Origin of the sequence: Streptomyces sp. NPDC026206 (assembly GCF_040638465.1) — a bacterium.
Taxonomy (GTDB): Bacteria; Actinomycetota; Actinomycetes; order Streptomycetales; family Streptomycetaceae; genus Streptomyces.
This window is the reverse complement of sequence record NZ_JBEZYL010000034.1, coordinates 1-20,457: the sequence shown is the minus strand read 5'-3', so window position 1 is coordinate 20,457 and position 20,457 is coordinate 1. Positions and strand designations below refer to the sequence as shown.

The following is a 20,457-nucleotide window of genomic DNA, read 5'->3' as shown; positions in this document are numbered from 1 at the left end:
ACCAAAGGACAGACCCGCCACAACCTCGCGGAAGCCCGCCAGCATCGGCTCCATCAACGGCGAGTGGAACGCGTGCGAGACCCGCAGCCTGCTCGTCTTACGACCCAGACCCTCGAAGTGCGACCGAACCGCCTCAACAGCGTCCTCCGCGCCCGAGACCACAACGGCCATCGGACCATTGACGGCCGCGACGGAAACCTCATCCGTCAGGTGCGGCAGGACCTCGTCCTCACCAGCCCCGACGGCCACCATCGCACCACCCACCGGCAACGCCTGCATCAACCGGCCACGAGCCGCCACCAACGCACACGCATCGGCGAGGGAGAACACCCCGGACACATGCGCGGCAGCGACCTCACCGATCGAATGACCGGCCACGTAGTCCGGGCGCACACCCCACGACTCCACCAGACGGAACAACGCCACCTCAACCGCGAACAAACCGGCCTGCGCGTACACCGTCTCGTTCACCAGCTCGGCATCATCACCCCAGATCACCTGGGCGACCGGCTGCTCAAGGTGCTCGTCCAGCTTCGCGCACACCGCATCCAGCGCCTCGGCGAACACCGGGAACCGGCCGTACAACTCCCGCCCCATCCCCAACCGCTGCGAACCCTGACCCGAGAACAAGAACGCAGACCGGCCCGGGCGCACGAGGCCTTCCACCACGCCCGCGGCCGCCTCACCCGCCGCCAAGGCCGACAGAGACCGCTCGGCATCGTCCGGATTCGCGGCTTGCACCACGGCGCGATACGTGAAGCTCGAACGTTCCGTTGCCAACGAGAGACCGATGTCCGCGAGACGCTGCTCGCCCCGGTGGGTCAGGTGCGAGAGCAGGCGCGCGGCCTGATCGCGCAGCGCCGTTTCGGTCTTGCCCGACAGCACCCACGGCACCACACCGGGCTCGACCGCAGGCCCGTCCTCCTCGACCAACGCCTCGATGCTCTCGGGCTGTTCCAGCACCACATGGGCATTTGTGCCGCTGATGCCGAAGGAGGAGACAGCCGCGCGCCGCGGTCGGCCGCTCTCGGGCCAAGCCGTCCGCTGCGTCAGCAGTTCGACGGCTCCGGCGCTCCAGTCCACGTGTGACGACGGCTCGTCCACGTGCAGGGTCTTCGGCAGCACACCATGCCGCATCGCCATGACCATCTTGATCACACCGGCGACACCTGCCGCAGCCTGCGTGTGACCGATGTTCGACTTCACCGAGCCCAGCCACAACGGCCGGTCCTCCGGCCGGTCCTGCCCGTAGGCCGCCAGCAGCGCCTGTGCCTCGATCGGGTCACCCAACGTCGTACCCGTACCGTGCGCCTCCACCACGTCGACATCCGCAGCGGACAACCCGCCACTCGCCAACGCCTGCCGGATCACCCGCTGCTGCGACGGACCGTTCGGCGCCGTCAAACCATTCGACGCACCATCCTGATTCACCGCCGAACCACGCACCACAGCCAACACACGATGACCGTTACGGCGAGCATCGGACAACCGCTCCAGCACCACCATGCCGACACCCTCGGACCAGCCGACGCCGTCCGCCGAGTCCGAGAATGCCTTGCACCGCCCGTCCGGGGAGAGCCCTCGCTGCCGTGAGAACTCGATGAACGTCGTCGGTGTCGACATCACCGTCACACCACCGGCGACCGCAAGCGAGCACTCCCCCGACCGCAGGGCCTGCGCCGCCAAGTGCATGCCGACGAGCGACGACGAGCAGGCCGTGTCCACGGTGACCGCCGGACCCTCGAAACCGAAGGTGTAGGACACCCGGCCGGATGCCACACTGCCCGCGCTGCCACTGCCCTGGTAACCCTCGAACTCGGGCCCCGACAACAGATTGGCGTAGTCGTTGTACATCACACCAGCGAAGACGCCCGTCTGGCTGCCCCGCAACGACACCGGGTCGATACCCGCCCGCTCCAACGCCTCCCATGTCGTCTCCAGCAGCAAACGCTGCTGCGAATCCGTCGCCAACGCCTCACGAGGACTCATCCCGAAGAAGTCAGGGTCGAACTCCCCCGCCTCCCGAAGGAACGCGCCCGAGCGGGTGTAGACCGTCCCTGTGTGGTCGGGGTCCGGGTTGTAGAGCGCCTCGACGTCCCAGCCGCGGTCGGCGGGGAACTCACCCACCGCGTCCATACCCTCGGACACCAGCCGCCACAGATCCTCGGGCGAGGACACACCACCCGGATACCGGCAGCTCATGCCCACGATCACTACCGGGTCGTCGGCCACCGGCGGCAGCACCCGCACCGGCACCAGCGCCGAGGCGTCCGCCGGTTCCGTGCCGAGCAGTTCGTCCAGCAGGAAGCCCACAAGAGCGTTCGCGTTGGGGTAGTCGAACACCGCCGTCGCCGGAAGCCGCAGCCCGGTCACCGAGCCCAGGCGGTTCCGCAGCTCAACTGCCGTCAGGGAGTCGAACCCGAGGTCCTGGAAGGCCTTGGACGGGTCCACTTCCGCGACCCCTGAGTGTCCAAGCACCAGTGCGATCTGACCGCGCACGACATCGAGCAGCAGCTCGTACCGCTCGGGCCCGGCCAGCCCCGTCAGGCGCTGCACCAGCCCGGCGGCCGCACCGGCACCGGCCGTCGCCGGCCGGCGGCCACGGCTGCGGATGAGCCCGCGCAGCAGGGCAGGGATCTCCTCCTGTGCCCGGAGGGCTGCCAGGTCGAGGCGCACCGGCAGTACGGCCGGCTCCGACCCGGACAGCGCTGCGTCGAACAGCGCCAGGCCCTGCTCCACCGACAGCGGGGGCATGCCCGCCCGGGTCATCCGCTCGACGTCGTCCTCGCTCAGCGCCCCGGTCATTCCGCCGTCCTGGGTCCAGGGCCCCCATGCCAGCGATACGCCCGGCAGATCCTCTGCTCGGCGGAACCGTGCGAGCGCGTCCAGGAAGGCGTTGCCCGCGGCGTAGTTGCCCTGGCCCGGGCTGCCGAAGGTGCCCGCCACGGACGAGAAGACCACGAACGCGGAGAGATCCAGGTCCTTGGTGGCCTCATGCAGGTTCCAGGCCGCGTCCACCTTCGGGCGCAGCACGGCCGCCAGCCGCTCCGGGGTCAGGGACCCGATCACGCCGTCGTCCAGTACACCGGCGGTGTGCACCACAGCCGAGACGGGGTGACGCGCAACGAGCCCGGCGACCGCGTCCCGGTCCGTCACGTCACACGCTTCGACGGCAACATCCGCACCCTGCTGCTTCAGCTCCGCAACCAGTTCCTCGGCGCCCTCAGCGTCCGGGCCCCGGCGGCTGACCAGCAGCAGACTCCGCACACCATGCCCGGCCACCAGGTGCCGGGCCACCACACGACCCAGACCACCGGTGCCACCGGTGATCAGCACCGTGCCGTCCGCACCCCACACCGGACCGGCAGGACTGGCCGGACCGGCCACAGCGGGCACCCGGGCCAGTCGCGGCGCCAGCACCTCACCGTCACGCACCAACAGCTGCGGCTCGTCGAGAGCAAGCGCCTTCGACAAAACCTCCGAGGCACCCTCGCCACCGCCGAGATCCACCAGACCGAACCGGCCCGGATTCTCCGCCTGCGCCGACCGCACCAGACCCCACACCGCAGCCGCAGCAAGATCCTCACCGGCCATCGCACCACGGGTGACGAACACCAGACGGGACCCCGCGAACCGCTCCTCCACCAGCCACGACTTCACCAGTTCCAGCACCCGCGACGTCACCGCGTGAACCGACTCCACCATCGCACCGGAGCCGGTCACCGACACCAGCACGATGTCCGGTACGGGTGCTTCTGCATCGGCCAGCGCTGTCAGATCCGCACCGGTCTCCACCGACGGTCCGGTAAACACCTCGGTATCCGAGGCCTGAGCCTGGGCCTGAGCCTGGGCCTGAGCCTGGGCCTGGATGGCAACCCAATCGAGCCGGAACAGCGCATCCCTGCCGGCAGCGCTCAGCTGATCAGCGGCGATAGGTCGAACCGCCAGCGATTGGACCGACGCGACCGGCGCACCCGTGGTGTCCGCAATCGCGATCGAGAGGTCACCGTCACCGGTCCGCGTCAGACGTACCCGCACCGCGGACGCACCCGCCGCATACAGCGACACCCCGCTCCACGAGAACGGCACACCGGCCTGACTGCCCTCGCGCAGTCCGGTCAACGCGACCGCATGCAGGCTCGCGTCGAACAGTGCGGGGTGCAGACCGAACGCCTCGCCATCGACACCGTCGGGCAGGCTCACCTCGGCGAACACGTCCTCCCCGAGCCGCCAAGCCGCCCGCAGGCCCTGGAACACCGGACCGTATTCGAGGCCGGCATCCGCGAACCGCTCGTAGCAGCCGGCCACATCCACCGGCTGGGCACCGGTCGGCGGCCACACGGCGGCGTTGAACGCCTCCGTCGTCGCAACAGCGGTCGGTATGAGGGCGCCGCTCACATGCAGCGTCCACAGCTGCTCCTGCGCGTCGTCCGGGCGGGAGTACACGGTCACGGCACGGCGGCCCGATTCGTCCGGCTCGCCGACCCACACCTGCACCTGGACGCCACCCTGCTCGGGCAGCACCAGCGGCGCGGCAAGCGTCAGCTCCTCCACGGCGTCGCAACCGACCTCGCCACCGGCGTGAAGCACCAGTTCCAGCAGCGCCGTACCGGGCACCAGCACCGAGCCCATCACCACGTGATCGGCGAGCCAGGGATGCGACTGCACCCCGAGCCGGCCGGTGTACAGGAACCCGTCCGAGCCTGCCAGCTCGACAGCCCCGCTGAGCAGCGGATGCTCGGCGGCCCTCAGCCCCACGGCCTCGGCGGTGCCGCCCATCGTCATCACAGCGGGCCAGAACCTCTGGTGCTGGAAGGCGTAGGTCGGCAGATCGACGCGGCGAACGCCGGTACCGGCGAAGAACGCTGCCCAGTCGACATGCACGCCGGACAAGTGCAGCCGCGCGACGGCGTCCACGATCGAGAGTTCCTCGGCTCGGCCCTTGCGCAGTGCGGGGACGAGTACGGCGGTGTCGGCGTCGGTCACCGACTCCTGGGCCATGGCGGACAGGACACCGTCCGGGCCCAGCTCCAGGAACCGCGTCACGCCCTCGGTCCGCAGCGCCCGCACACCATCAGCGAAACGGACCGCCTCGCGCACATGCCGCACCCAGTAGTCAGCAGAGCTCAGCTGCTCAGCCGAAGCGAGTTCACCGGTCAGGTTCGACACGACCGGGAGGGTGCCCGGGCCGAAGGACAAGCCCGCCACAACCTCGCGGAAGTCCTCCAGCATCGGCTCCATCAACGGCGAGTGGAACGCGTGCGAGACCCGCAGCCTGCTCGTCTTACGACCCAGACCCTCGAAGTGCGACCGAACCGCCTCAACAGCCTCCTCCGCGCCCGAGACCACAACAGCCATCGGACCATTGACGGCCGCGACGGAAACCTCATCCGTCAGGTGCGGCAGGACCTCGTCCTCGGTCGCCTGCACCGCCACCATCGCACCACCCACCGGCAACGCCTGCATCAACCGGCCACGAGCCGCCACCAACGCACACGCATCAGCCAACGAGAACACACCCGCCACATGCGCAGCAGCAACCTCACCGATCGAATGCCCCGCCACGAAGTCCGGGCGCACACCCCACGACTCCACCAACCGGAACAACGCCACCTCAACCGCGAACAAACCGGCCTGCGCGTACACCGTCCGGCTCAACAACCCCCCGTCCTCGCCCCACATCACATCCCGCAGCGGACGGTCCAAATGCTCGTCCAGCCCCGCACACACCGCATCCAGCGCCTCCGCAAACACCGGGAACCGGCCGTACAACTCACGCCCCATCCCCAACCGCTGCGAACCCTGACCCGAGAACAAGAACGCCAGGAGCCCTTCGGACTCCACGTCCGTGGGCGCTTCTCCGCGCGCCACCGCACCGAGTCCGGCCACAAGTTCCTGCTTGTCACGGCCGATGACCATTGCCCGGTGTTCGAGCGCTGCCCTGGTCGTCGCCAGGGAGAACGCCACGTCGGCGGGACGAAGGGTGTCGTCACCGTCCACCAGGGACAGCAGGCGCTCCGCCTGCGCACGCAGGGCGTTCTCGTCCTGGGCGGAGAGCAGCCAGGGCACCACGGGAGTTGTCGCTTCCGTGTCGTCGGCCGCGGCCGGGGTGAGTGCCGGTGCCTGCTCGACCAGCACGTGCGCGTTGGTGCCGCTGATGCCGAACGACGACACGCCCGCACGTCGCGGATGGCCGCTGACAGGCCAGTCCGTGGTGTCGGTCAGGAGCTTCACGGCCCCGGCCGACCAGTCCACCTGGGCGGTCGGTTCGTCCACATGGAGCGTCGACGGCAGGACGCCATGGCGCATGGCCATGACCATCTTGATCACACCGGCGACGCCTGCCGCGGCCTGCGTGTGGCCGATGTTCGACTTCACCGAGCCCAGCCACAGCGGCTGGTCGCCGGGCCGGTCCTGGCCGTACGTCGCCAGCAGCGCCTGTGCCTCGATCGGGTCACCCAGAGTCGTGCCGGTGCCGTGTGCCTCGACGACGTCGATCTGGTCGGCGGACAGGCGCGCGTTGGCGAGGGCCTGCCGGATCACACGGCGCTGGGCGGGCCCGTTCGGGGCGGTGAGCCCGTTACTGGCACCGTCCTGGTTGACGGCCGACCCCCGCACCACGGCCAGTACGGGATGGCCGTTGCGTACGGCGTCCGACAGCCTTTCGACCACGAGGAATCCTGCGCCCTCGGAGAATCCGGTCCCGTCGGCGGCCGAGGCGAAGGACTTGCACCGGCCGTCCGAGGCGAGAGCGCCCTGACGGCCGAACTCGGCGAACACGCCGGGCGTCGACAGGACCGTGACACCGCCCGTGACGGCCAGGGAGCAGTCGCCCTGGCGCAGGGCCTGCACCGCGAGGTGCAGCGCGACCAGTGAGGAGGAGCAAGCGGTGTCCACCGAGACCGCAGGGCCTTCCAGGCCCAGCTTGTAGGCGACCCGGCCGGAGACGACGCTGCCGTTTCCGTCGCTGCCGGGGTAGTCGTGGTACATCACACCGGCGAAGACACCGGTCCGGGTGCCCTTCAGGGATGTGGGGTCGATGCCGGCCCGCTCCAGTGCCTCCCAGGACAGTTCGAGCGTCAGCCGCTGCTGCGGGTCCATGGCGAGTGCCTCGCGCGGCGAGATCCCGAAGAAGCCGGGGTCGAAGTCCGCCACCGAGTCCAGGAAGCCGCCTTCGCGGGCGTAGGGGCCCGTGTCCGGGAGGCCGTCCCAGCCGCGGTCGGCCGGGAACGCGGAGATCGCGTCGCTTCCGGACATCACCAGCCGCCAGAGGTCCTCCGGGCTTGTCACCCCGCCCGGGTAGCGGCAGGCCATTCCGACGATGGCGATCGGCTCGTGCTGTGTGGCGGAGAGCTTGCGGTTGTGCTCGCGCAGCCGCGCGGTCTCCTCGCGGGCCGCGCGCAGCGCCGAACCGCCGGTGTCCTCTTCGGTGTCCTCGGCGCCGGGCGACTTGTCGTCTTCCGGCACGGACGACAGGCCACGTGCTTCCGCGAGTTCGAGGAGGCTGTCCATCAAGCCCGCGTCGCGCAGCCGGCTTGTCGGGATCGTCTGCAGCGCCTGGCGGATCTCGTCCTCACCCGACACCTCGCGGGCACCGTCGGCCATGGCCGGTGAGAGCTCGGTTCCGATGTGTTCGGTGACGGCCTGGGCGTTGGGGTGGTCGAAGACGAGGGTGGCCGGCAGGCGCAGGCCGGTGATGCGGTTGAGCTGGTTGCGCAGCTCGGTCGCGGCCAGGGAGTCGAAGCCGAGCTCCTGGAAGGCCCGGCCCGGTTCGATGGCCTCCGCCGAGGCGTGGCCCAGCACCGCGGCGACCTGCTCGCGCACGATCTGCAGCACTGTCCGGTGCCGCTCGGCCGCTGTCAGGCCTGCCAGACGCCGGTGGAGCCCGTCCACCGGTGCGTGACCGCCGGTGGCGGCCGCCGCCCGCCGGATGGCGGGTGCCAGGCCGCGCAGCAGTGCGGGCACTTCGTCGGTACGGGCGCGCAGCGCCGCGGCGTCCACGCGGATGGGCACGACGGCGGGGCGGTCCGAGCGCAGACCGGCCGCGAACAGCTCCAGCCCGGATTCGTACGACAGCGCCGGTACGCCCTGGGTCGCCATCCGCTTGCGGTCGATGTCGCTCAGGTACTGGCCGAGGCCGGCGCCGACCTCCCACAGGCCGAAGGCCATGGCCGTCGCCGGCAGTCCCTCGGCGTGGCGGTGGGCCGCAAGAGCATCGAGGAACACGTTGGCTGCGGCATAGTTGCCTTGCCCAGCGGTCAGAACGAGACCGCCGGCGGAGGAGAAGAGGACGAAGGCCGCCAGGTCCATCTCACGGGTCAGCTCATGCAGATACCAGGCCGCATCGGCCTTCGGAGCCAGCACCGCCTCCACCTGCTCCGGCGTCAATGCGCCGACCAGAGCACTGTCACCCACCCCGGCCGCGTGCACCACCGCGGTGAGCGGTCGCTCGGCAACGGTCTCGTCCAGGAGGGCGGCCAGCGCGTTCCGGTCGGACACATCACACGCGACGACCCGCGCCTGCCCACCGAGCCCCGCCAACTCCTCCACCAGCTCCACCGCGCCCGGCGCCCGGAGCCCGCGACGACTGGTCAGCACCAGATGCCGCACACCACACTCGGCCACCAGGTAACGAGCCACGACCGCACCCAGACCACCGGTACCACCAGTGATCACCACCGCACCCCCGGCATCCAGCCCGACCTCCGACCCGGTGGACACCAACCGGGCCAGGCGCGGAACGAACACCTCCTCGCCACGGACCGCCACCTCGGGCTCCCCCGAGGCCACCACCGCAGCCAGCACCCGCTCACCGGGCTCCGGCTCCCTGTCGATGTCCACCAGCACGAAACGACCCGGATTCTCCGCCTGAGCAGAACGCACCAGACCCCACACCGGCGCCTGCACCACATCCACCGCCACACCTTCGCCGGTGGCCACCGCATTCCGCGTCAGCACGACCAGGCGGGCATGCGCGAACCGCTCATCGGCCAGCCAGCACTGCACCACATCCAGGACGTGACGCATCACCGACCGCACCCCGGACGGCACATCACCCGTCATGGGTGCCGTGCCGCAGTCAAGAACCACCACGTCCGGCACCGGCTCGCTGCCCGCATCCGCGTCCGCGTCCGGGTGTGGGCTCTTGAGTGCCTGCCACGGTGTCCAGGGCGTCCCGGCGTCGTCCGCCACCGGTACCGCGGACCACTCGATCCCGTACAGCGACTCACCCGAGCCGCCACCGGATTCCAGCTGCTCCGCCGACACCGGCCGGCCGACCATCGAGCCCACGGACAGCACGGGCCGGCCCGCCACGTCGGCAACCGCCAGCGACAGGCTGCCGTCGCCTGTCCGCGACAGCCGCACCCGTACCGCGGACGCACCCTCCGCAAACAGCGACACGTCGTTCCAGGCGAAGGGAATCACCGTCTCACCGGCGTCCCCGACGAGGATCGCGGCGTGCATGGCCGCGTCGAGAAGAGCCGGGTGCAGGCCGAAGCGCACGGCCTCGTCCTTCGCCTGATCAGGCAACGCCACCTCGGCGAACAGGTCCTCACCCTGCTTCCACACCGCCCGCAGCCCCTGGAACACCGGACCGTAGCCATACCCGTTCGCAAGCATCGCCTCGTACGCACCATCGACCGACACCGGCTCGGCACCGGCAGGCGGCCACTCGCTCAGATCGAACGTCGCGGCGGCGGCTTCTGGGGTCAGGAACCCGGAGGCGTGGCGCGTCCATGTCTGCTCGTCGGCGGCCGCGTCGTCCCGGCGTGAGTACACCGCCACCGGGCGACGGCCCGACTCGGGCGCGCCCACGACAACCTGGACCTGGACGCCGCACCGCTCCGGCAGAACGAGGGCCGCCGCGAGGGTCAGTTCCTCCAGGGCGCCGCAGCCGACCTCGTCGCCGGCCCGAAGCGCGAGTTCCACCAGGCCGGTGCCCGGTACCAGTACGGAACCCTGCACCATGTGATCCACCAGCCACGGGTGCGTCTGCACCGACAAGCGGCCGGTCAGCACGACACCGTCCGTTTCCGGCAGCCGCAGGACCGCACCCAGCAACGGATGCGTCAGGGCACCCACACCGGCAGAGCTCATGTCACCGGCACCGGTCCCGCCGGTGGCGTTCACCCAGTACTGCTGGCGTTGGAAGGCGTAGGTCGGCAGATCGACAGGCCGGGCACCTGTGCCGGCGAAGAACGCCGGCCAGTCCACCGGCGCTCCGGAGACGTGCAGGTGACCCATCGCGCCCGTGAGGGTCGCGGCCTCCTCCCTGCCCCTACGCAGCATCGGCAGGGCGAGAACGGAGCTGTCGTCGGCTGCCGTGTCGTCGACGAGGCAGTCCTGCACCATGCCGGTCAGTACGGCGTCGGGGCCGAACTCGACGAACCGGGTCACGCCTTGGCTCTGCAGAGTGCGGATGCCGTCGGCGAAGCGGACCGTCTCACGGACGTGCCGCACCCAGTAGTCCGCGGAACACAGCTGCTCGGCCGAAGCGAGTACACCGGTCAGGTTCGACACGACCGGGAGAGTGGCAGTGGCGAAGGACAGGCCTTCGACGACCTTACGGAAGTCCTCCAGCATCGGGTCCATCAACGGTGAGTGGAACGCGTGCGAGACCCGCAGCCTGCTCGTCTTACGACCCAGGCCCTCGAAGTGCGACCGAACCGCCTCAACAGCGTCCTCCGCGCCCGAGACCACAACGGCCATCGGACCATTGACGGCCGCGACGGAAACCTCATCCGTCAGGTGCGGCAGGACCTCGTCCTCGGTCGCCTGCACCGCCACCATCGCACCACCCACCGGCAACGCCTGCATCAACCGGCCACGAGCCGCCACCAACACACACGCATCAGCCAACGAGAACACACCCGCCACATGCGCAGCGGCAACCTCACCGATCGAATGACCCGCCACGAAGTCCGGGCGCACACCCCACGACTCCACCAACCGGAACAACGCCACCTCAACCGCGAACAAACCGGCCTGCGCGTACACCGTCTCGTTCACCAGCTCGGCATCATCACCCCAGATCACCTGGGCGACCGGCTGCTCAAGATGCTCGTCCAGCCCCGCACACACCGCATCCAGCGCCTCGGCGAACACCGGGAACCGGCCGTACAACTCCCGCCCCATCCCCAACCGCTGCGAACCCTGACCCGAGAACAGGAACGCCGTGGAATCACTGAGCCGTGCGGGCGCCGTGAAGACGCCCGGCGCGGGTTCGGCCTGGGCCAGTGCCCGCAGCCCGTTGAGCAGTTCGTCGCGTTCGGTTCCGACGACGACCGCGCGGCGTTCCAGCGCGGCCCTCGTGGTGGCAAGGGAGTGGGCCATGTCCAGCGGGGTCAGCTCCGGCCGGGACTCCACGAACGTTCGCAGACGGGCGGCCTGTGCCCGCAAGGCCTCGGGGGTCGCGGCGGACACCAGCCACGGCAGGGATACCGGTGCGTCGGCCGTCGGCTCGACGGGGGCGGCCTGCGCGGCCGGTCCCTGTTCGAGGACGACGTGCGCGTTGGTGCCGCTGATACCGAAGGCGGAGACGCTCGCGCGGCGCGGACGGCCGGTGTCGGGCCACTGCCGGGCCTCGGTCAGCAGCTCGACGGCTCCCTCCGTCCAGTCCACGTGGGGCGAGGGCTCGTCCACGTGCAGGGTCCGCGGGAGCAGACCGTGCTCCATCGCCAGCACCATCTTCATGACGCCGGCGACCCCGGCGGCGGCCTGTGCATGACCGATGTTCGACTTGATCGACCCGAGCCGGAGCGGCCGGTCCTCGGGCCGGTCCTGGCCGTACGTCGCCAGCAGTGCCTGTGCCTCGATCGGGTCGCCGAGGGTGGTTCCCGTGCCGTGTGCTTCCACCGCGTCGATGTCGGACGGCGCGAGCCCCGAACCGGCAAGTGCCTGGCGGATCACGCGCTGCTGGGCCGGGCCGTTGGGGGCGGAGAAGCCGTTGCTCGCACCGTCCTGGTTGACGGCCGTGCCCCGCACCACCGCCAGTACCCGGTGCCCGTTGCGCTGCGCGTCCGAGAGCCGCTCCACGAGGAGCACGCCCACGCCCTCGGACCAGCCGACGCCGTCCGCCGAACCTGCGAACGCCTTGCAGCGGCCGTCCGCGGACAGGCCCCTCTGCCTGCTGAACTCGATGAACATGCCCGGCGTGGACATCACCGTCGCCCCGCCGGCCAGTGCCAGCGAGCACTCACCCGACCGCAGGGCCTGGACCGCGAGGTGCAGGGCCACCAGCGATGACGAGCACGCCGTGTCCACGGTCACCGCCGGGCCCTCGAACCCGAAGGTATAGGACACCCGGCCCGATACGACGCTGCCGCCGCTGGTGCCCGAGGGGGACACGTTCAACGCGTAGTCGTGGTACATCACGCCGGCGAAGACACCGGTCCGGCTGCCCTTGAGCGTTGCCGGGTCGATGCCGGCCCGCTCCATCGCCTCCCAGGAGGCTTCCAGCAGCAGGCGCTGCTGCGGGTCCATGTACTGCGCTTCGCGCGGTGAGATGCCGAAGAAGGCGGGGTCGAAGTCGGCGGCATCGTGGAGGAAGCTGCCCCGGCGCGTGTAGCTCCTGCCTTCCTTGCCGGGCTCCGGGTCGTAGAGGTCCTCGATGTTCCAGCCGCGGTTGGCGGGGAGGTCGGAGGTGGTGTCCACCCCGTCGACCACCAGCTGCCACAGGTCCTCCGGGGAAGTGACGCCTCCCGGGTAGCGGCATCCCATGCCGACGATGGCGATCGGCTCGTCGTCAGCCGGGCGCTCACCGGCAACGGAAGCGTTGAGCGCGCCGCGGGTCTCTGCTCCGGTCCTGCCGCCACCGACGAGGGATTCGATGTACTCGGTGACCGACTGGGCGTTGGGGTAGTCGAAGACGAGGGTGGCCGGCAGGCGCAGGCCGGTGATGGTGTTGAGCTGGTTGCGCAGTTCGGTCGCGGAGAGGGAGTCGAAGCCGAGCTCCTGGAAGGCCCGGTCCGGTCCGATCGCGTCGGCCGAGCCGTGGCCGAGCACTGCGGCGACCTGCGTGCGCACGATCTGCAGCACGGCGCGGTGCCGCTCACCGGGTGTCATGCCGGAGAGCCGGTCCTCCAGCGCTGCCGCCGTCGCACCGGTGGCGGCCGCCGCCCGCCGGATGGCAGGTGCCAGGCCGCGCAGCAGCGCGGGCACTTCGTCGGTACGGGCGCGCAGCGCCGCGGCGTCCACGCAGATGGGCACGACAGCCGGACGGTCAGAGCGCAGGCCCGCAGCGAAGAGCTGCAGTCCTGCCTCGTGCGAAAGCACAGGTACGCCCTGGGTCGCCATCCGCTTGCGGTCGATGTCCCGAAGGTGCTCGCCGAGGCCGGCGCCGACCTCCCACAGACTGAAGGCCATAGAAGTGGCGGGCAGTCCTTCGGCGTGGCGGTGGGCCGCGAGGGCATCGAGGAACACGTTGGCTGCGGCGTAGTTGCCCTGCCCGGCGGTCAGAACGAGACCGCCGGCGGAGGAGAAGAGGACGAAGGCCGCCAGGTTCATCTCACGGGTCAGCTCATGCAGATACCAGGCCGCATCGGCCTTCGGCGCCAGCACCGCCTCCATCCGTTCCGGGGTGAGCGCGCCCACCAGGGCGTTGTCGCCGATTCCGGCCGCGTGCACGACCGCGGTGAGCGGTCGCTCGGCAACGGTCTCGTCCAGGAGGGCGGCCAGCGCGTTCCGGTCGGACACATCACACGCGACGACCCGCGCCTGCGCACCGAGCCCCGCCAGCTCCTCCACCAGCTCCACCGCGCCCGGCGCCTGCAGCCCACGGCGACTGGTCAGCACCAGATGCCGCACACCACGCTCGGCCACCAGGTAACGGGCCACGACCGCACCCAGACCACCGGTACCACCAGTGATCACCACCACACCCCCGGCATCCAGCCCGACCTCCGACCCGGTGGACACCAACCGGGCCAGGCGCGGAACGAACACCTCCTCGCCACGGACCGCCACCTCGGGCTCCCCCGAGGCCACCACCGCAGCCAGCACCCGCTCACCGGGCTCCGGCTCCCTGTCGATGTCCACCAGCACGAAACGACCCGGATTCTCCGCCTGAGCAGAACGCACCAGACCCCACACCGGCGCCTGCACCACATCCAGCGCCACACCTTCGCTGGTAGCCACCGCATTCCGCGTCAGCACGACCAGGCGGGCATGCGCGAACCGCTCATCAGCCAGCCAACGCTGCACCGCATCCAAGACGTGATGCATCACCGAGCGGAGGTCAGCGGGCACATCACCCGTCGTGGGCGTCGTACCGCAGTCCAGCACGACTACGTCCGTGCCGGTCACGTCCGCGCCGGTCACGTCCGTGCCAGTGTCCGTACCGGGATCCGCCACTGCTTCCCAGTGCGCCCATGACAGGTCGGGGTCGAGGTCGCCGTCGCCCGGCGTCCGAACCGCTGCCCACTCGATCCCGTACAAGGGCTGTCCGGAACGCGAGCCGGCGTCCAACTGCTCCGCCGACACAGGGCGGCCGGCGACCGACCCCACGGACAGCACGGGCCGGCCCGTCATGTCGGCAACCGCCAGCGACAGGCTGCCGTCGCCTGTCCGCGACAGCCGCACCCGTACCGCGGACGCACCCTCCGCGAACAACGACACGTCGTTCCAGGCGAAGGGAATCACCGTCTCACCGGCGTCCCCGACGAGGATCGCGGCGTGCATGGCCGCGTCGAGAAGAGCCGGGTGCAGGCCGAAGCGCACGGCCTCGTCCTTCGCCTGATCAGGCAACGCCACCTCGGCGAACAGGTCCTCGCCCTGCTTCCACACCGCCCGCAGCCCCTGGAACACCGGGCCGTAGCCATACCCGTTCGCAAGCATCGCCTCGTACGCACCGTCGACCGGCACCGGCTCGGCACCGGCAGGCGGCCACTCCGAGGCATCGAACTGCGGGGGGACGGCGCCGGTCGTCAGGAATCCGGCGGCGTGCTGAAGCCACGACTCGTGGACGTGACCCTCCGCCCGGGAGTGCACGCTCAGCGCGCGCCGTCCGGCTTCGTCCGGAAGGCTGACCCGCACCTGGATCTGGACACCGCCCTGCGCGGGCAGCAGCAGTGGCGCGGCAAGCGTCAGCTCTTCGACGACGTCGCAACCGACCTCGTCGCCGGCACGGACGGCCAGCTCCAACAGACCCGTACCGGGGACGAGCACCGAGCCCTTGACGACGTGATCGGCGAGCCACGGGTGGGACTCGACGGACAACCGGCCCGTGAAGAGGAACCCGTCCGAGCCTGCCAGTTCCACAGCCGCGCCCAGCATCGGGTGCTCGGCCGATCCGAGCCCTGCGAACCGGACATCCCCGGCACGCACCAGCGAACCCGTCGGCCAGAACCGCCGCCGCTGGAAGGCATACGTCGGCAGATCGACGCGCCGGGCACCCGTACCGGCGAAGACAGCGGACCAGTCCACCTCTACGCCGTTGACGTAGAGCTGCGCCACAGCCGCGAGTGCCGTCGTCTCTTCGGCCCGGTTCTTACGGAGTACGGGGGCGAGTACGGCGGTGTCGGCGTCGGTCACCGACTCCTGAGCCATGGCGGACAGGACTCCGTCCGGGCCCAGCTCCAGGAACCGCGTCACGCCTTCAGCCAGGAGGGTACGTATGCCGTCGGCGAAACGGACCGCCTCGCGCACGTGCCGCACCCAGTAGTCAGCAGAGCTCAGCTGCTCGGCCGATGCGAGTTCACCGGTCAGGTTCGACACGACCGGGAGGGTGGCCGGGCCGAAGGACAAGCCTTCGACGACCTTACGGAAGTCCTCCAGCATCGGCTCCATCAACGGCGAGTGGAACGCGTGCGAGACCCGCAGCCTGCTCGTCTTACGACCCAGACCCTCGAAGTGCGACCGGACCGCCTCAACAGCGTCCTCCGCGCCCGAGACCACAACGGCCGTCGGACCATTGACGGCCGCGACGGAAACCTCATCCGTCAGGCGCGGCAGGACCTCATCCTCACCAGCCTGCACGGCCACCATCGCACCACCCACCGGCAACGCCTGCATCAACCGGCCACGAGCCGCCACCAACACACACGCATCAGCCAGAGAAAACACACCCGCCACATGCGCGGCAGCGACCTCACCGATCGAATGACCGGCCACGTAGTCCGGGCGCACACCCCACGACTCCACCAACCGGAACAACGCCACCTCAACCGCGAACAAACCGGCCTGCGCGTACACCGTCTCGTTCACCAGCTCGGCATCATCACCCCAGATCACCTGGGCGACCGGCTGCTCAAGATGCTCGTCCAGCTTCGCACACACCGCATCCAGCGCCTCAGCGAACACCGGGAACCGGCCGTACAACTCCCGCCCCATCCCCAACCGCTGCGAACCCTGACCCGAGAACAAGAACGCAGACCGGCCCGGGCGCACCAGGCCTTCCACCACGCCCGCGGCTGCCTCACCCGCCGACAATGCCGACAGAGCCCGCTCGGCATCGTCCGGATTCGCGGCCAGGACGACCGCATGGTGGGTGAAGGAAGACCGGTTCGTCACGAGCGAGAAGCCGATGTCCGCGGAGGACAGGTCCGGCCGCCCCTCGACGTGCTTCAGGAGGCGTGCGGCCTGTGCGCGCAGTGCCGCCTCGGTCCTGCCCGACAGCACCCACGGCACCACACCGGGCTCGACCGCAGGCCTGTCCTCCTGTGCCGGCACCTCGGCCGGCTCGGGCTGCTCCAGGATCACGTGAGCGTTGGTGCCACTGATGCCGAACGAGGACACGCCCGCCCGGCGCGGCCTGTTGCCTTCGGGCCACGCAAGGCGGTCGGCCAGAAGCTCTACCGCTCCCGCGCTCCAGTCCACGTGCGTGGAAGGCTCGTCTACGTGCAGTGTCTGCGGCAGCACACCATGCCGCATCGCCATGACCATCTTGATCACACCGGCAACACCAGCCGCAGCCTGCGTGTGACCGATGTTCGACTTCACCGAGCCCAGCCACAACGGCCGGCCCTCCGGCCGACCCTGCCCGTAGGCCGCCAGCAGCGCCTGTGCCTCGATCGGGTCACCCAGCGTCGTACCCGTACCGTGCGCCTCCACCACGTCGACATCCGCAGCGGACAACCCGCCACTCGCCAACGCCTGCCGGATCACCCGCTGCTGCGACGGACCGTTCGGCGCCGTCAAACCATTCGACGCACCATCCTGATTCACCGCCGAACCACGCACCACAGCCAACACACGATGGCCATTGCGACGGGCATCCGACAGCCGCTCGAGCACCAGCATGCCGACACCCTCGGACCAGCCCACACCATCCGCCGTATCGGCGAACGAACGGCACCGGCCATCCGCCGACAACCCGCCCTGCCGCGAGAACTCGACGAACGTCATCGGAGTCGACATCACCGTCACACCACCGGCAACCGCCAGCGAGCACTCCCCCGACCGCAGAGCCTGCGCCGCCAAGTGCATGCCGACGAGCGACGACGAGCAGGCCGTGTCCACGGTGACCGCCGGACCCTCGAAACCGAAGGTGTAGGACACCCGGCCAGATGCCACACTGCCCGCGCTGCCACTGCCCTGGTAACCCTCGAACTCGGGCCCCGACAACAGATTGGCGTAGTCGTTGTACATCACACCAGCGAAGACGCCCGTCTGGCTGCCCCGCAACGACACCGGGTCGATACCCGCCCGCTCCAACGCCTCCCACGTCGTCTCCAGCAACAAACGCTGCTGCGAATCCGTCGCCAACGCCTCACGAGGACTCATTCCGAAGAAGTCGGGATCGAACTCCCCCGCCTCGTACAAGAACCCACCGGACCGCGTATACGACGTACCCGGCACCTCCCGGTCCACGTTGTACAACGCCTCCACGTCCCAGCCGCGGTCGGCGGGGAACTCACCCACCGCGTCCACACCCTCGGACACCAGCCGCCACAGATCCTCGGGCGAGGACACACCACCCGGATATCGGCAACTCATACCCACGATCACCACCGGGTCATCAGCCACCGGCGGCAACACACCCACCGGCACCAACACCGAGGCGTCCGCCGGTTCCGTGCCGAGCAGTTCGTCCAGCAGGAAGCCCACGAGAGCGTTCGCGGTCGGGTAATCAAATACTGCGGTTGCCGGAAGGCGCAGCCCGGTCACCGAGCCCAGGCGGTTCCGCAGCTCGACTGCCGTCAGGGAGTCGAACCCGAGGTCCTGGAATGCGCGGGTCGGATCCACCGTCTGCGCATCCGCATGCCCCAGTACCACCGCGATCTGCCCACGCACCAGGTCCAGCAACACCTCACGACGCTCGGCCACCGCCAGCCCCGCCAACCGCTGCACCAGACCTGCCGTAGCGGCCGATCCGGCGACCGCTGCCCGGCGCGTGCGGGTCCGGATCAGGCCGCGCAACAACGCGGGAACCTCCCCCTGTGCCCGCAGCGCGGCCAGGTCGAGGCGCACCGGCAGGAGAGCCGGCTCCGCCCCGGACAGTGCCGCGTCGAACAGCGCCAGCCCCTGCTCGACCGACAGCGGCGGCATGCCTGCCCGGTTGATCCGCTGGATGTCGGCCTCGGAGAGGGTGCCGGTCATTCCGCCGTCCTGGGTCCAGGGACCCCATGCCAGCGATACGCCCGGCAGGCCCTCTGCGTGGCGGAGCCGTGCGAGCGCGTCCAGGAAGGCGTTGCCCGCGGCGTAGTTGCCCTGGCCTGCGCTGCCGAAGGTGCCCGCCACGGACGAGAAGACCACGAACGCCGAGAGATCCAGCTCCTTGGTGGCCTCATGCAGGTTCCACGCCGCGTCCACCTTCGGGCGCAGCACGGCCGCCAGCCGCTCCGGCGTCAAGGCGCCGATGACACCGTCGTCGATCACACCGGCGGTGTGCACCACAGCCGAGACCGGATACCGCCCGATCAGTTCTGCCACCGCCGCACGGTCCGTGACGTCGCAGGCGACGATGGTCGCGGCGGCACCGTCAGCAGCCAGCTCGGCGATCAGTTCCTCGGCGCCCTCGGCTTCCGGGCCGCGACGGCTGACCAGCAGCAGACTCCGCACACCATGCGCGGCCACCAGGTGCCGGGCCACCACACGACCCAGACCACCCGTGCCACCGGTGATCAGTACCGTGCCGTCCGCACCCCACACCGGACCCGCCGACGACGCCGACACCGGCACAGGCACCCGAGCAAGCCGGGCCGCCAGCACCTCACCATCACGGACCACCAACTGCGGCTCGTCGACAGTGAGCGCCTGCTGCAGCAGAGCCGATGAGGGGCCTTCCTCACCGTCGAGGTCCACCAGGCCGAATCGTCCCGGGTTCTCCAGCTGCGCCGAGCGGACCAGGCCCCACACCGCAGCCCCGGCAAGGTCCTCACCCGTCATCGCGCCCCGCGTCACGAACACCAGACGCGACTCCGCGAACCGCTCATCGGCCAGCCACGACTGCACCAGCCCCAGCGCCCGCGACACAGCCCCATGAACCGACTCCACCACAGTCGAACCCGAACCCGAGCCCGCGCCCGAACCGGAGCCGACCGCCAAGTCCGGCGACACCAGCACCGTGCCCGGAACGTCGCCCTCGTCCGCTTCTGCCAGCAACAGCAGATCCGCGCTCGTCTCCACGGCAGGCGCGGTGAACGCTTGGGCATCGGAGGCATCATCCGTGCCCTGGACAGCAACCCATTCGAGCTCGAACAGCGAGTCCTGGCCCACGGCATTGAGCTGGTCGGCGGAGATCGTACGAATGACCAGTGACTCGACCGAAGCGACGGGCGCGCCTGTGGAGTCCGTGATCGCGATGGATACCGCGCCGTCACCGGTGCGGGAGAGGCGCACCCGTATGGCGGACGCGCCCGCGGCGTGCAGGGTGACCCCGCTCCACGAGAAGGGGACGCCGCCGGGTTCGCCATCCCCGCCGAAAGCGAAGGCGTGCAGGCCGGCGTCGAACAGCGCGGGGTGCAGACCGAACGCCCCGCCGTCCACGCCATCAGGCAGGCCGACCTCGGCGAATACGTCCTCGCCGAGCCGCCATGCCGCCCGCAGGCCCTGGAACACCGGGCCGTACTCGAAGCCCGCATCGGCGAACCGCTCGTAGCAGCCGGCCACATCCAGCGGTTGTGCCCCAGCCGGCGGCCACACCGCAGCGTCGAAGACCACAGGCGCCGCTTCGAGCGCCAGGGTTCCCTGCGCATGCAGGGTCCACGGCTGCTCCTGGGCGCCGTCCGGGCGGGAGTGAACAGTGAGGGAGCGACGGCCGGACTCATCCGGTTCACCGACCCACACCTGCACCTGGACGCCACCCTGCTCGGGCAGCACCAGCGGCGCGGCAAGCGTCAACTCCTCCACCGCATCGCAACCGACCTCGTCACCCGCACGGACGGCCAGCTCCAGGAGCGCCGTACCGGGCACCAGAACCGAGCCCATCACCACATGATCGGCGAGCCAGGGATGCGACTGGACCGACAGACGACCGGTGAAGAGGAAGCCATCCGTATTGACCAGCTCGACAGCCGC

Annotated in this window: 1 protein-coding gene; it reads right to left on the bottom strand. The window is 70.1% G+C overall.

Translation table 11 applies throughout. The features are described 5' to 3' along the window. On the bottom strand, positions 1-20,457 hold a 20,457-nt coding region (locus AB0F13_RS27255), incomplete at both ends, for an SDR family NAD(P)-dependent oxidoreductase (protein ID WP_362087689.1).